The following is a 13,812-nucleotide window of genomic DNA, read 5'->3' as shown; positions in this document are numbered from 1 at the left end:
ATCAACGTGGAGTACGGGTGGGCGTTAGTCTGAGCCAGAATGGCGTCTTCGGCATCGGTGGAACTACGTAGTCCGATACGGATGGCGCGGGCTCGCCACAGAGCCATGGCAGGTTGCTCCTGCCGGTCAGCCCATCGTCACATTGACTTCGGGCAGGGGGAGCCGATGCATCGTCAGGGCGATGCGGCGTTCCGGAAGGTATGAGGCTGGGGCCGACCGCGAGGCGGTACGGCATCTCGAAGTCGAGGGGGCCCTGTGGGCCCCTGTGGCCGGGGGCCGGCCGGGCGGTGGCCGGGAGCGGTTACTCACACAGTTGAGTTGATCGATGGCCTGCGCGGTCGGGGAACGTGCGGGCCGGGTTCACGGCATGGCACGGTTTCGGACGTACCCGACAAGCGAACAGGCGGCCGTCATGCCCGAGCATCGGTGGGCACGCCCGTTACATGTGGAACCTCGCCGTCGGGCAGTACGTGCACTTGCACAAGGATCGCAGGGCCGCATCCGGAAGTCACGGGGAGCGGGGAAGGGGCAGGCCGGCTGTGCGGAGGAGGACGGGGGAGGGCTTGGAGTTCATACGGCGCATGGCCGGACTCCGCGATGAGAGGTTGAGCCCCGACAGCCCTCGTCGCGCACGTAGGCGGATGTGGAGTGCCGCTTGCACGAAGATTCGCCCGACAACCGGTTCGGCGGGTCTGTCCGCCTAGTGTCCCTGGCTCGGAGATCCTGTCGCAGTAGGGGCAGTAGGGGCAGTAGGGGCAGTAGGGGCAGTAGCGGCAGATGCGGTCAATGATCTGGTCTGCGGTCGTGGTCCACTTGAAAGGCCGGGCCTGTTCGTCCCAGTTCTTGATCCAGTCCTTGAGCGCGGTCTTCAGTTCGTCGAGTGAGCAGAACACGCCGCGTTCGAGGCAGCGCCGCTCCAGTTCGGCGAACCACCGCTCGACCTGGTTGATCCAGGACGAGTAGGTCGGGCTGAAATGCAGCTCGAAGCGGGGGTGGGCCAGGAGCCACTCGTGGATCACCGGCGCCTTGTGGGCGGAGAGGTTGTCGCAGATCACGTGCACCGCCAGACCGGGATCGGTCTGGCGGTCGATCTCGTCGAGGAAGTCGCGGAAGTCCACGGCCCGGTGCTGCGCTGACAGCTTCCCGATCACCTTGCCGGTGGCGCTGTTCAGGGCGGCGAACAGGTCCACGGTGCCGTGCCGGACGTGGTCGAAGCTGCGGCGTTCGGGGGTGCCCGGGGCCATCGGCAGTACCGGCGCGGTCCGTTCCAGGGCCTGGATCTGCGGTTTCTCGTCGACCGCGAAGACGGCCGCGTTCGCCGGCGGGGCCAGATACAGCCCGACCACGTCACGGATCTTGCCGGTCAGCAGCGGGTCCGGGGAGATCTTGAAGGTCTCCGTGCGCCAGGGCTGCAGCCCGAAGGCCCGCCAGATCCGCAGCTCACTCGTCGATGAGATGCCCACCCGCCGGGCCAGCTCCCGCTTCGACCAGTGGGTTGCGCCTTGGGGCGTCTCTTCCAGCGTGCGCACCACCACCTCCTGCACCTGGGCGTCGGTGATGGTGCGGGGGACTCCCGGACGGGGTTCGTCGGACAGTCCGTCAAGGCGGTCACGCAGGAACCTGCACCGCCACCGGGCAACGGTCCCACGATCGGTGTCCAGCCGCGCGGCCACCGCGGTGTTGCTGAGTCCGTCCGCGCAGGCCAGCACGATCCGTGCCTGCTTGGCCAGGCCCTGCGCGGTTGTCCGCCGTTTGGCCTACCCCCGCAACACCAGCCGCTCGTCCTCGGATAACACCAGCGGTTGCAGCCTGCTGTCCCCCATTCCTCCAGCAGACCGCAGCCTCCAGCCGCTGTCACCGCCCCAGCCACAATCTGAAACGAACCACGACTCACGTGGCGAGACGTGAACTCAAGCCCGGATCACTAGCGGATCTCCATCTCACCCTGGAAAACGCTGAGTTGCGGTGACCGGTGGGGCGGAAGAGGTGTCGGCGGAGACGGAAGACCGGGCAGCTGTCCGAGTCTGCCGTCGGCCCCCGCGCGTCACCGCGAAGGTCAGCGCCCCGGCGAGCAGACCCCAGAACGCCGAGCCGATTCCGAGCAGCGTCACGCCGGACGCTGTGGCCAGGAACGTCACGGCGGCGGACTCCCGGAAATGCTCGTCCGACAGCGCGGAGAACAGGGAGTTTCCGATGGTGCCGAGCAGGCCGAGCCCGGCGATGCCAAGGACGAGCGCCGGGGGCAGCGCAGTCAGCAAGCAGCTGACGGTTCCGCCGAGTATGCCCACGCACAGGTAGAACACGCCGGCCCAGACAGCGGCCAGATAACGCCGGTCGGGGTCCTCGTGCGCTTCACGGCCGGTGCATATGGCCGCGGTGATGGCGGCGAGGTTGAGGCCGAAACAACCGAAGGGCGAGAGCAGTGCGCTGGTGGCGCCCGTGCAGGTGATCAGCGGTGATACCGGCACGCGGCCGTATCCGTCCCCTTTGAGTACCGCGACGCCCGGTAGGTTCTGGGACGCCATCGTGACGATGAACAGAGGTAGACCGACACTCAGGACGACCTGCCAGGAGAAAACAGGTGCGGTGAAGGCCGGCTGGGCCAACTCGAGCTGGATGTGGCCCGGTTGCAGGGAGCCCTGAACGGTGGCGACGACGACGCCTATGGCGAGTGCGGCGATGATCGCGTACCGGGGCACCAGCCGACGGCCCACGAGGTACACGGAGAAGATCGAGAACGCGACGGCGAAGTCGCTGCTCATGCTCTTGAACAGCCCGATACCGAACTGGACGAGCACCCCGGCCAGTAGCCCCGCCGCGAGCGGCACCGGGATCCTGCCCATGGCCCGCTCGAACCAGCCCGTCAGCCCGCTGAGCATGATCAGTACGGACGAGACCAAGAAGGCGCCGACGGCCTCCGCCATGGTGACGCCGTCGAGCCCCGATATCAGCAGGGCCGCTCCCGGGGTGGACCAGGCCGTCACGACCGGCGCCTTGTAGCGCAGTGACAGCCAGATGGAGGTCACCCCCATGCCGACCCCGAGGGCCAGCATCCAGGAAGTGATCTCCTGCGGCCCTGCACCCGCCTTCTTGGCGGCCGTGAAGACGAGCGCGGCAGAACTGGTGACTCCCACCAGTACGGCGATCAGCCCGGCGGCGGCCGGTGCGACTCGGCGTGGGGGCCGCCTGTGGCGGTTGCGCATCGGAGCGACTGGGGCGACCACCCTTGACTCGGACAACCCGCGTGCCAAGCTCCGAGACCGACCGGACTTGCCGGGGGGATCCGGCCTCACGGGTGGACGACCGGATAGCGGACGATCAGGACGGCCTCAACGTCCCCGGACGGTGCGCCGTAGAGATGCGGTACGTCGGCAGCCCACTGGATGTGCTCGCCGGTACGCACCAGGTGCGGAGAGGATACTGCGCCGACCTGCGCAGTGCCCCGCAGCACGATGATGTGCTCCTGCGTGCCCGGGGCGTGGGCGGCCGATTCCTGTACGGCGTCGGCGCGGATCCCTATGCGGAACACTTCTGTGACGGCGTCGGCGTGCTCGAACCTCTCGGTGAGGACCGCGTCGACGGCGCTGCCGGAGATCACGGTCCGCTTTGCCGGGCCCAGGATCGAACTCAGGGGGACCCCGAGCGCGGTCGTGAGCGCGTACAGCGTCTCGAGGGTGGGATTGCGCCGGCCGCACTCGAGTTCGGAGAGGGTTCCCTTGCCGATCATCGACCGCCGCGCCAGCTCTGACAGGGACAGCCGTTGCTCGACACGTGCTTCCTTCAAACGGCGACCCACCTGTTCCGCCAGTCCCATGCTCCTCCTTGGCGCTCGTTCGGGCGTTGACTGTGGCGATCCGCAACGCCTAGCGTTCCATCTTCAGAACGTTCTGTTTATGGAACGTAGCCGAGGAGAGCCAAGGAGTGCAATGTCCCCCCGTTACAGCGATGCCCTGCCCGTTCGAAGTCAGCATGTGGCCCGCTGCCTCGCCGCAGCCGATGTGCCGGGACAGGTGCGCGAACTCTCGGAATCGACACGCACCGCGGCTGAGGCCGCAGCTGCCCTCGGCTGCGACATCGGCGCCATCGCCAACAGCCTTGTGTTCATGTCCGACGGTGAACCCGTCCTGGTCCTGACGAGCGGTCGCCACAGGGTGGACACGGTGGCCCTTGCGGCCCGTTGGGGGCGTGGCAGGCTCCAGCGTGCCACAGCGGAGCAGGTCCGTCAGGCCACCGGGCAAGCGATCGGAGGTGTCGCACCCGTCGGTCACCCGCGACAGCTCCCCACCGTGGTCGATGCAGCCCTTGCCGAGTATTCCCAGGTCTGGGCCGCTGCCGGCACTCCGCGGACCGTCTTCCCCACAACCGCCTCGGAACTCGCCGAGTTGACCAACGGGCGACTGCTCACGGTCATCCCTGAGTAGCTCGGTCGCAGTTCGCTGTGCCACTGGAGCGGACTTGTCCGCGCGGTAGTCGGGCAGCCGACGGGCGTTCCTGCGGGAGCATCTTCGGTGTCCACTCTCGGCGCCGCTCGGCGAGGAAGGGCTTCGGCCGGTACGGACCGCACCCCGCCCAGCTTCATCACGCTGCCGGGCGGGGGTGCGCGGAGTGCAGGTCTTGGCGTGCCGCGGCCGCGAACCGGCCGTGGGCCTCTCGCAGGTACCGGAGACAACCCTCAGGACTGTTCGTCAGAGGCCGCAGTCGACAGCCATCGGCCCGCGGGTGCCCGAGCCGGTGAAACCACGTGTCCGATTACGTGCTCCTACGTAAGTCTCGTGGTGGGGGCGCCGGGTGGGCGCGGTGTGCCGGTGGGCGGTGCAGCCGACCCTGGGGCTGTGCGTCGGTGCACGTACGATCGCCGAAGTGGGGACGGATATGGATGCGGGAGAGCGGGTACAGGTCGCCGATGATGACGCGGCCGTCCGCCGCTCGCTGGAGCGTGCGCCTCGAGGGCTTCTCCGTGGTCCTGGCGGACGATGTCCGCGGTGCGCTGTCGGCCGTCCGCGACGGAGCACCGGACGCGGTGGTGCTGGATGTTTCGATGCCGGGCCTGAGCGGGATCGAGGTGTGCGGGACGCTGCGGGCAGAGGGCGACGACGTGCCGGTGCTGATGCAGTCGGCACTTGACCAGCTGGCCGACCGGGTGGCCGGCCTGCAGGCAGGCGGGGACGACTACCTGGTCAAGCCGTTCGCCCTGCAGGAGCTGGTGCTGCGGCTGCACGCACTGCTGCGCCGCAGGCCCCCGGCGGCCACCGGCCAGGTGCGTGCCGGTGCTCTGGTGATCGACCCCGCGCGGCGCGAGGCGCTGCTGGAGGGGGCACCGCTGACGCTCACCCGGCGCGAGTTCGCCCTGCTCGAAGTGCTGGCCCGAAACGTCGGCCTGGTGCTCACCCGCGACCAGCTGCTGGACCGGGTGTGGGGGTACGACTTCGAGGTGCGCACGGACGCGGTGGACACCTTCTTCAGTTACCTGCGGCGCAAGCTGGAAGCCGGGGCCGCACCCGGATCCTGCACACCGTGCGCGGGGTGGGTTTCGTCCTGCGCGACGACCGGGCGTCGCTTCCGTACGGAGGTGGGCGATGAGGCTGTCCACCCGGATCGCGCTGGCCGTCGGGACGGTCGTACCGCTGCTCGTACTGGCTGCGGGCGCCCTGCTGCTGCGGATGGTCGAGAACGATCGTAATGCCCAGCAGGACACCCATCTGCTGGACCGCGCGGCGGCGGTGGAACCGGACGCCAAGGCACTGCTGCGCGTCATTGCGCAGGACCGTCCGGCGGCCGAGGAGGCACGGCAGCGGCAGCTTTATACCTCCGCTGGATGTCGGCGTACGACTCACCGGCCCTGGCGGCACGGTGTCGGGCGGCCCGCAGCCCGCTGCCTCGGTGCCGCTGCCCGTCGGCACCCGGGTTCCGGTGACGGTGCGGGCCGCCGGCGCGAGCTAGCGGGTGCTGTCGGTGCCGGTGACCGGTTCGAAACCCGGTGCCCGAGGGACGGTGTGGCTGTTCTCGCCCGACACCGCGGCCAGGACCCAACGGGGCTTCGTACGGCGGCGGGTGCTCGCCGCCGCTCTGCTCGCCGCGCCGGCGTCCGGACTACTGGTCTGGGTGGCCACCGCCCGCGCCGCTCGCCCGCTGCGGCGGCTTCGGCGGCGCGCCGGCGGCCTCGATCCCCGGACGAGCCCCGCCCGCCTGGACCACACTCCGACCCGGATCGCCGAGGTCGACGTTCTGGCCCGCACACTGCAGACCGTACTTGCGCGCTACGACGAGCAGGCCGCCCGTATCGCCGAGGCACTGGCCACCGCCCGCTCGTTCGCCGCAGCCGCCTCGCATGAACTGCGGAATACGCTGATGAGCACGAGGACGCACTTCGGCACCTCATTGGGCACCCTGACCTTCCCGAGAGCGAACGGGTCGAGGTGCTGGAGGACCTTCGGGGAGACCACGGTCGGCTGCTCGGTCTGCTGGTCATGCTGAGGGCGCCGGCCGAGGGGGACCTGGTCGAGGCGGAAGCCTTCGGGTCCGTCGACCTGGCGGACGTGGTCGAGGATGCCGCCGCCGATCTGCGGCGGCGCCACCGGGAGGCGCAGGTGGTGGTTGGCGCCTCCGGCGGCCTGCGCGTGCAGGGCTGGGAGCCGGGGTTGCGCTCGATGGTGGACAACCTCCTGGCGAACGCCCTCGCCCACGGCTGCACGGACGGCCGCCCGGCACCGGTCGACGTGTCCCGGTGCCGCTCCCAGGAGGAGCACGCCCCGGTCGCCGTACTCAGCGTCGACGACCGTGGTCCCGGGATGCCGCCCGCCGTGCGGGCAGCCGTCTTCGAACGCTTCCACAAGCGCCCCGGCAGTCCCGGTTCGGGCCTGGGACTGACCCTGGTCGCCCAGCAGACCGCGCTGCACCGGGGCCGGATCACCGTCCAGACCGGCCCGGCGGCCCTGGCCCGGGTTCGAAGTACGTCTCCCTCTCACCGGCACGGGGCCCGGTCACCGCGACCCTGCCCCTGCTGCGCCGGGACTGGCTCACCACGGGCGCGGGCGAGCCACAGAGTTTCCACAAAGGCGGCTCCTAGCTTCTCCCTCGTTGCGGCGGAGCGTCGCAACCGTTCGAAGAAGGAGAACCTCATGCCGCGCAGGAAGAGCACCGTGGTGCCCCTCGCCGTCATCGCCCTGCTGCTCGGGGGCGCAGGGCCCGCCGCCGCCGACGGCGTCGGCCCCACGGCCAGTGCGAGTGCGGGCCCCACCGGGGACGGGGCACAGGCGCTGTGCAAGCGTGCCGTGCGGATCGACAAGCGCATCGACAAGGCCCTGACCCGCCTCAACGGCCCCGTGAGCGCGCGCGGTTCCATCGCACGGCTCCAGCAGAGGGTCGACAATGCCAGGACGGCGGGACACGACGAGGTCGAGACCTACCTCAACGGCCGGCTCACCCACCGCAAGTCGCTCGTGCCCACACTCCAGCAGCGGGACAAGGACCTCTCGAAGGTCTCCGACTGGTGCAAGGCCAACACCACCACTGACGGGGCCACCTCGTGATCCTTCCCGTATGGTCCCGCCGCGTGGCCGTGGCTGCGGTGGTCGCCCTGTGCGCCGTCGCCACCACCGCATGTGGTGGTGACGACGGCACAGCCGGTAGCAGGCAGCCTTCGGGCAGCTCCGCCGCCCCTTCGGTGACCGGCGCACCGGATCCGGCCGCCACCGACCCCGCGGAGCTGGGTCGCATCCTGGACGACGCCGAGAGCGCGGTCGCCGCCGTGGAATCCGATACCGCGAAGGACGGTTGATCGTCGGGAACTCCATCCCGCCTTCCACGTGAACGGGGACCTGGGCTCCGGACCACCGGACCCGGGTCCCCGCTCGGTCACAGAATTTTCACAACCATGGTTCCTAGCCTCCGCTCCCGACATGCCTTTGCGCCTGGCAGGAAGGAGTCTCCATGGCTGGGCCATGCGCCTGGTACGACCGGCAGAGCGACAGGGCGGCACTCGGCGAGCTGCCTGATGAGGGGGCCACGGGCAGCGGCCGTGACGGTGACATCGACCGGGCCGGCCGCCCCGAACATCCGGCTCGCCCGGACTCTCGGGCAACACGTGGCAAGACCCGGGTACGGCGCATGAACCGTGGCCGTCCCCCTGGCCGGCTGGCCCGACGATGTGGGGTCGATTCGGGCCCGGCCCATGCCTGAGGCATCCGACCCCGGGCGCGGACCACAGCCGGGACGTGTGCGGTTCCGTGTCCTCGGGCACCTGTCGGCCGAAATCGACGGCTTGATGCTCCCACTCGGCCCTCACAAGCAGCAACTGGTCCTCGCGATGCTGCTGTGCCACCCCAACACGCCGGTTTCCGTCGACATGCTGACGGAGGCGGTCTGGGAGGACGAACCGCCCAGAACCGCGCGCAAGAACTTGCAGATGTATGTGTCGGCGCTGCGCAAGCTCCTGGCCGAAGCAGGGGACGCGGACCGGCTCGTCCACCACTCGGGGGGCTATCGCCTCCGGCTGGCCGACACCGACCTCGACTCCCTGCGGCTCCAGGCCATGGGCCGCGCCGGGCGTCAGGCCGCCGCGAGCGGGGACCTCGAAGCCGCTGCCAGTCTTCTCCGGCAGGCACGGGAGCTGTGGGCCGGGCCTCCGCTGCCGGAACTGCGAAGTTCGCAACCCGTCCAGGCGGAGGCTGACCGCCTGATGAGCCGATACCTGACTGTCAGCGAGGACTGGGCCGAGGCCGAACTCGGGCTCGGGCACGCCCACGAGGTCGTCGAAGCCGTCGGTGACCTCGTGGAGCAGCACCCGATGCGGGAGCGGCTGAGGGCCGCTCAGATGACCGCACTGCACCGGTCGGGACGCCGCGCCGAGGCCCTGGCGGCTTACGACGCACTGCGGCAGCATCTGTCGCGCGAGCTGGGTCTGCCCCCGAGCCCGGCGCTGAAGGCGCTGTACCACTCGATCCTGGGCGAGGGGACAACGGGTGCCGGCTTCCCGCCCGGCACCGGGCCGGCCCGCCGAAGCAAAATCGCTCAGTCGGGGAGGTCTGCTGCCCTGCTGCCGCCGGACACCGCCGACTTCACCGGCCGGGAGGACCAGGTGCGGGAACTGCGGGAGGCCCTTGCGCGCGGCAGCGCGGCCGTCGTCGCCGTTGGACCGGCCGGTGCCGGGAAGACCGCACTGGCCATCCATGTCGCACACCGCCTGCGCGACGAGTTCCCCGGCGGGCAGATCTTCGTGCGGCTCCGCGAGGACAGCGGGAAGCCCCGGTGCCTCGCGTCGCTGACGGCCGAGCTGTGGTCGTTCGCCGGCCTGGCCGAGAGCAGGCCGGAGGAGCCGGAGCGGGCCGCCGCACTCTGGCGTGCCTGGCTGGTGGGACAGAAACTCCTGCTGGTGCTCGACGACGCTCCGGACGAGGCGAGTGTCCGGCTGCTGCTACCGAGTGCCGGCCCGAGCTCGGCCGTTGTGACCGCCCGGACCCAGCTCGCCGGACTCGCTCCCGTCCTGCGGGTCGAGGTGCCGCCATACTCCATGCCCGAGGCGCTGGACATGCTCGGTCGGGTCATCGGCCCCCGCCGGGTGCGGTCCGACCAGGCCGCCGCCGAGCGGATCGTCACGGCCTGCGGGATGCTGCCGCTGGCGGTCCGGGCCGCCGGCCTCAAACTCGCGGTGCTGCGGCACCTGCCGCTCGAAGAGTACGCGGCCCGGCTGGACGACCCCGCGACGGCACTGGACGAGCTCTCCGCGGGCGACATCGCGGTGCGGCGCCATGTCGCCGACCAATGGCGGCATCTGGACGACTCCACCCGTTCCGCCCTGCTCCGAATCGGGCCCCTGCCCGCACTGTTCACCCTGGAGGAGGCCGCCACGGCGCTTGGCTGTGAGAAGAGGCCGGCGCTGTGGACGGTGGAACGGCTGATCGAGATGGGGGTGGTCGCCTTACCCGCGGGGGAGATCGCCGCATCCGACGCCCTGTATGCCGTGTCGCACCTGATCCGTCTCTACGCCAACGAGGTAGCGGCACAGTCGGCGATCGGGGCAGCGGCTGCAACTGCCCTCGCCCCGGACGCATGACCGTGTCCGGTCGCACGTCCCTCCGGTCGGTTGCCGGTTGCCGGTTGCCGGTTGCCGGTTGCCGGTTGCCCTGTGCGCCGGCTGCCGGCCCAGGGCGCCACGGGCACCGCTCACGGCATGCGGAGCACACGGCACCCCGCTGTTCCGACTGCCACATCGCCACCGCCCCGCGCGAGCAGCAGGCATACCGGTACTGAACCGTCGGCCGACCGGATCTGGACCCACCGTACGGAAACTGATGTTCGTGAGCCTGGGGCGCCGATCACGTCGTTCATCTCCCTCTCGCGGGCGGCCCCTTTTGAAGCACACGCATGCCTGCGGCAGGAGCAGAGACAGAACGGCCGCCGCTGCGGCGCCTTTTCAAAGGAGGAACCTGTTGGTAGCGCGAGCATTGCACACCCGCCGCCGGAAGCGGCACCGCGCGGTCGGCCTGTTGACGGCCGGGGTGACCGCGCTCGGCCTGCTCGCCTACTTGGCCGTGAGCCGGGCAGGTGCGGCGGACGTGACGCCGACGGACACCGGGGTCAAGGTCGTCCAAGGCATCACCTACCTGACGGAGGAGTGCCCGGGCGAGGGTATGCAGAGCCAACTCGCGGACGCGTACCTGCCGTCACCGCCACTGGAGGACGCCGCACCGGCGGTGATCCTCGTGCACGGCGGAGGCTTCGTGTCGGGAGTACGGAACTCTGAATGGTTCGTGAATACCGGGACGTATCTGGCGTCGAAGGGCTGGGCCGTCTTCTCCATCGACTACTGCATGCCGCCCCGCGGGACGGCCGGCTTTCCGGTCGAGGTGCAGAACGTCCAGGCCGCCACCGAGTTCCTGGCCGAGAACGCATCCACCTACCGGGTCGACCCGGACCGTATCGCGGTCTGGGGCACCTCGGCCGGCGCCACCCTCGCGACCCATACGGCAGCGTTGACCGGCAAGGGGCAGGGTGAGGTCTCGGTCGCGGCCGCGGTCGGATGGTCGGGCGCCTATGACTTCACCGACTTCACCGGCGCCAGTCCCGAGAACATCATGACGTCCCTCAACTACCTGGGCTGCGACCCGAGGAGAACCCGGGCCTGCATGGCGACGGCCGCGGACGCTTCTCCGGTGTCCCATGTCGCCTCCACCACCCCGCCGATGCTGCTGGCTAACTCGGTCGACGAGAAGATTCCGCTGAACCAGCTCAAGGTCATGAACGCCGCCCTGGTGGAAGCCGACGTGGAGGCCACGACGCTGGTGCTGCCGGGGCACGTGCACGGCCTGGGCTACAGCTCCCGGGCGTTCTGTCCGACGGTCGCCTTCCTGGAGGCATACCTCGGCCCGATCCCCGGCACCTGCACAGCGCCGTGAACCGGTGCGACTGACCCATATGCCTGCGCGCGGTTCACGTACGGCCGCAGCGTTCGGTGTGCCTGAACCCGCGGCCCGTCCCTGCCCGTCAGCGTGGCCGGCCGTCACGGCACATGCCCATGAAGAATCCGCGCTCGGAACCGTTCCGGCGGACTTCATACCCACACAGGAAAGGAATCTGCACGATGACCAGTATCTCTGATCACGTCAATGGCAGATCGCCGATGCTGTTCGGCGATCTGAGGACGACGCACGGAGCCCGCCACCTTTCGGAGCTGACTCCCGTGATGGCCACGCCCGCGGCTTTCGCCGCAGGAGTGGGCGTCTCGGTGGCGGCATACGCCGTGGGCTACGCCGTCGGTGCTCTCGGCAGTAAGCAGCCGAGCTGAATCCGGCCCCCTGGCCGTGCCCCTGTCGCGGCCCGGTCGAATCTTCCCCTGACCGTGACAGAACGTAAGGAGCACGTGTCCGTGCTGACAGAACACGTGAACGCCAGCAGCGTACTGGCGGAGTTTCCGCTGAGGGCCGACCGGGCCCGACGGATGGATGAACTCACACCGGTCCTCGCGACCCCTGGCGCCGTTGTGGTTGCGGTCGGTCTCTACGTCGTCGCCACCCCATACGTCGCCGGTGCTATCGGCAGTAAGCAGCCGAGCTGAATCCGGCCCCCTGGCCGTGCCCCTGTCGCGGCCCGGCCGAATCTTCCCCTGACCATGACTGGACGTAAGGAGCACTCGTGTCCGTACTGACAGAACGCGTGAATGCCAGCAGCGTACTGGCGGAGTTGCCGCTGAGGGCCGACCGGGCCCAGCAGATGGACGAACTCGCACCGGTCCTCGCGACCCCTGCCACCGCCGTGGCCTTCGCCGCCGGAGTGGGCGTCGGCGTTGCGGTCACCAACGCGTTCGGCGCCGGTCTCGCGGCCGGCGGCAGCAAGCAGCCGAGCTGAGTCCGGTCCCTGGCCGTGCGTCTGACGGGGCGCGGCCGAGCCTATCCCGAACCATGACATGACGTAAGGAGTAATCGTGTCCGTGCTGACAGAACGCGTGAATGCCAGCAGGGTACTGGCGGAGTTGCCGCTGAGGGCCGACCGGGCCCAGCAGATGGACGAACTCGCACCTGTCCTCGCGACCCCTTCCGCCGCCTTGGTCGCCGCCGCCGCCGCCGTCGCCGTCGCATTGGCCGACATTTACACGGTCGCCGGCTCGAAGCAGCCGAACTGAATCCGGCCCCTGGCCGTGCATCTGACGGGGCGCGGCCGAGCCTTCCCCGAACCATGACATGACGTAAAAGGAGTAATCGTGTCCGTGCTGACAGAACGCGTGAATGCCAGCAGCGTACTGGCGGAGTTGCCGCTGAGGTCCGACCGGGCCCAGCAGATGGATGAACTCGCACCGGTCCTCGCGACCCCTGCAATTGCCTGCATGGGCTTCGCTTCGGTTAGCGGCCCCAGTCTCGCGGTCGCCGGCTCGAAGCAGCCGAGCTGATCCACCAGGGGAGGGCGTACCGGTCCTGACCTGTCCGCCCTCCCCTTCATTGCCCAGAAAAGGGAGTTTCGCCCCCTGTGCGATCTCCGAACCATCGTCTATCGAGCAGGTCACATGAGTGATATCCAGGACCTCGGCTACGGACGTCAGTTCGCCGACTTCTACAACCGAATATTCCCGCCGGGGGACGACACGGTGAAACGGCTCGCCGACCTCCATCCGGGAGACGGTACGGCGTCACTGGAACTCGGCGTCGGCACAGGACGTATCGCCCTGCCGCTGGCGGACCAGGCCGGTGAGGTGGTCGGTGTCGACTCCTCCCCGGAAATGCTGCAGGTGCTGCGCGAAGCACTGGCGCGCGAGCCGCGGCCCGTCACCGCGGTGCACGGCGACATCCGGACCTACCGGAGCGAGCGCAAGCACGGCCTGGTGTTCTGCGTGTGCGGAACACTGTCGATGCTGCTGGACCCCGCAGAACAGCAGCAGGTGCTCGAGACCTGTGCGCAGGCCCTGGCCCCCGGTGGTGCCGTGGTCGTCGAGACCCACAATCCGGCCTTCGTGGACGCGATGCACGAGGGGCGCCTGCGCGACACGTTCCTCATCCCCTGCGGGGAGAACGCCGCTCTGCAGTCGTACTCCCTCATCGTCCCCGCCCGACAGCTCTGGCACCTGTCACACATCTGGCACGAGGGCGGCGGCACCCGGCTCGCCTCGGAGAGCAGCAGGCTGACGATACCCGAAGAGATCGATGCGTACGCCGAACGCGCCGGGCTGCGTCTGGAGGCGCGCTACGGGGACTGGCAGGGGTCGCCGTTCACCGGCGCCGAGCCGATGACGATCTGTGTGTACCGGAGCGCGGACAGGAACGCCGACCCGGGTCCGGACGAGCATGCCGCTTCCGCAGCCCCGGGCCAGGAACGGTGAGGACGCCA

Annotated in this window: 14 protein-coding genes and 2 pseudogenes; 13 read left to right on the top strand and 3 right to left on the bottom strand. The window is 69.6% G+C overall.

Translation table 11 applies throughout. The features are described 5' to 3' along the window. Positions 1–764: 764 nt before the first annotated feature. The 3 genes and pseudogenes from OO68_RS42110 to OO68_RS05310 form a co-directional block, all read right to left on the bottom strand. A pseudogene (locus OO68_RS42110) lies at positions 765–1,823 on the bottom strand (IS630 family transposase); the annotation flags it as partial. A 117-nt stretch (positions 1,824–1,940) separates the two neighbouring features. Beyond that, a complete protein-coding gene (locus OO68_RS05315; protein ID WP_078625194.1) occupies positions 1,941–3,203 on the bottom strand; it encodes a benzoate/H(+) symporter BenE family transporter in 1,263 nt (420 codons plus the stop codon). Positions 3,204–3,289: 86 nt separating this feature from the next. Continuing rightward, the gene (locus tag OO68_RS05310; protein WP_033306971.1) at positions 3,290–3,814 is read right to left on the bottom strand and encodes a helix-turn-helix domain-containing protein; all 525 of its coding nucleotides are present in this window, start codon (positions 3,812–3,814) and stop codon (positions 3,290–3,292) included. A gap of 112 nt (positions 3,815–3,926) precedes the next feature. Here OO68_RS05310 and OO68_RS05305 point away from each other — a divergent pair, with 112 nt between their 5' ends. From OO68_RS05305 to OO68_RS05245, 13 genes and pseudogenes are all read left to right on the top strand, one after another. Further along, positions 3,927–4,421 (top strand): YbaK/EbsC family protein, encoded by a 495-nt coding sequence (locus tag OO68_RS05305; RefSeq protein WP_033306970.1) that lies wholly within the window; start codon positions 3,927–3,929, stop codon positions 4,419–4,421. A 451-nt stretch (positions 4,422–4,872) separates the two neighbouring features. Continuing rightward, positions 4,873–5,580, top strand: a pseudogene (locus OO68_RS42105) (response regulator transcription factor). Positions 5,581–5,958: 378 nt separating this feature from the next. Next, complete coding sequence (locus OO68_RS47440) at positions 5,959–6,474, top strand: hypothetical protein (protein WP_245236907.1); 516 nt, start codon at positions 5,959–5,961, stop codon at positions 6,472–6,474. After that, positions 6,417–7,529, top strand: a complete 1,113-nt coding sequence (locus OO68_RS48435) for a sensor histidine kinase (RefSeq protein WP_329503435.1) — start codon at positions 6,417–6,419, stop codon at positions 7,527–7,529. The genes OO68_RS47440 and OO68_RS48435 overlap by 58 nt, the downstream gene beginning before the upstream one ends. Positions 7,530–7,552: 23 nt before the next feature. Continuing rightward, positions 7,553–7,777, top strand: coding sequence for a hypothetical protein (locus tag OO68_RS05285; protein ID WP_051814465.1), 225 nt, complete (start codon positions 7,553–7,555; stop codon positions 7,775–7,777). 486 nt (positions 7,778–8,263) lie between these two features. Next, the gene (locus OO68_RS05280) at positions 8,264–10,051 is read left to right on the top strand and encodes an AfsR/SARP family transcriptional regulator (RefSeq protein ID WP_245236924.1); all 1,788 of its coding nucleotides are present in this window, start codon (positions 8,264–8,266) and stop codon (positions 10,049–10,051) included. 376 nt (positions 10,052–10,427) lie between these two features. After that, entirely contained in the window at positions 10,428–11,393 is a 966-nt protein-coding gene (locus OO68_RS05275; RefSeq protein ID WP_157852676.1) for an alpha/beta hydrolase, read from the top strand. A 185-nt stretch (positions 11,394–11,578) separates the two neighbouring features. After that, the gene (locus OO68_RS05270) at positions 11,579–11,782 is read left to right on the top strand and encodes a hypothetical protein (RefSeq protein ID WP_033306966.1); all 204 of its coding nucleotides are present in this window, start codon (positions 11,579–11,581) and stop codon (positions 11,780–11,782) included. An 81-nt stretch (positions 11,783–11,863) separates the two neighbouring features. Next, entirely contained in the window at positions 11,864–12,052 is a 189-nt protein-coding gene (locus OO68_RS05265; RefSeq protein ID WP_033306965.1) for a hypothetical protein, read from the top strand. 77 nt (positions 12,053–12,129) lie between these two features. Then, positions 12,130–12,342: a hypothetical protein gene (locus OO68_RS05260; protein WP_033306964.1), complete on the top strand. Its 213-nt coding sequence runs from the start codon at positions 12,130–12,132 to the stop codon at positions 12,340–12,342. 76 nt (positions 12,343–12,418) lie between these two features. Then, positions 12,419–12,616 carry a hypothetical protein gene (locus OO68_RS05255; RefSeq protein WP_033306963.1) on the top strand — a complete coding sequence of 66 codons (198 nt, stop codon included), beginning with the start codon at positions 12,419–12,421 and terminating at the stop codon, positions 12,614–12,616. Positions 12,617–12,694: 78 nt separating this feature from the next. Continuing rightward, a complete protein-coding gene (locus OO68_RS05250; protein ID WP_033306962.1) occupies positions 12,695–12,880 on the top strand; it encodes a hypothetical protein in 186 nt (61 codons plus the stop codon). Between the two features lie 114 nt (positions 12,881–12,994). Beyond that, positions 12,995–13,804 (top strand): class I SAM-dependent methyltransferase, encoded by an 810-nt coding sequence (locus OO68_RS05245; RefSeq protein ID WP_063739297.1) that lies wholly within the window; start codon positions 12,995–12,997, stop codon positions 13,802–13,804. Positions 13,805–13,812 lie beyond the last annotated feature (8 nt).

The organism is Streptomyces iakyrus (assembly GCF_000717055.1).
Classification (GTDB): Bacteria; Actinomycetota; Actinomycetes; order Streptomycetales; family Streptomycetaceae; genus Streptomyces; species Streptomyces iakyrus.
The sequence above is the reverse complement of the archived record's forward strand: the minus strand, read 5'-3'. Positions and strand labels throughout refer to the sequence as shown.

Excerpts from the sequence above, each read along its gene's own strand:
- OO68_RS05315 (WP_078625194.1), bottom strand. The coding sequence starts at position 3,203 with ATGCGCAACCGCCACAGGCGGCCCCCACGCCGAGTCGCACCGGCCGCC.
- OO68_RS05310 (WP_033306971.1), bottom strand. The coding sequence starts at position 3,814 with ATGGGACTGGCGGAACAGGTGGGTCGCCGTTTGAAGGAAGCACGTGTC.
- OO68_RS05305 (WP_033306970.1), top strand. The coding sequence starts at position 3,927 with ATGTCCCCCCGTTACAGCGATGCCCTGCCCGTTCGAAGTCAGCATGTG.
- OO68_RS05280 (WP_245236924.1), top strand. The coding sequence starts at position 8,264 with ATGCTCCCACTCGGCCCTCACAAGCAGCAACTGGTCCTCGCGATGCTG.
- OO68_RS05270 (WP_033306966.1), top strand. The coding sequence starts at position 11,579 with ATGACCAGTATCTCTGATCACGTCAATGGCAGATCGCCGATGCTGTTC.
- OO68_RS05245 (WP_063739297.1), top strand. The coding sequence starts at position 12,995 with ATGAGTGATATCCAGGACCTCGGCTACGGACGTCAGTTCGCCGACTTC.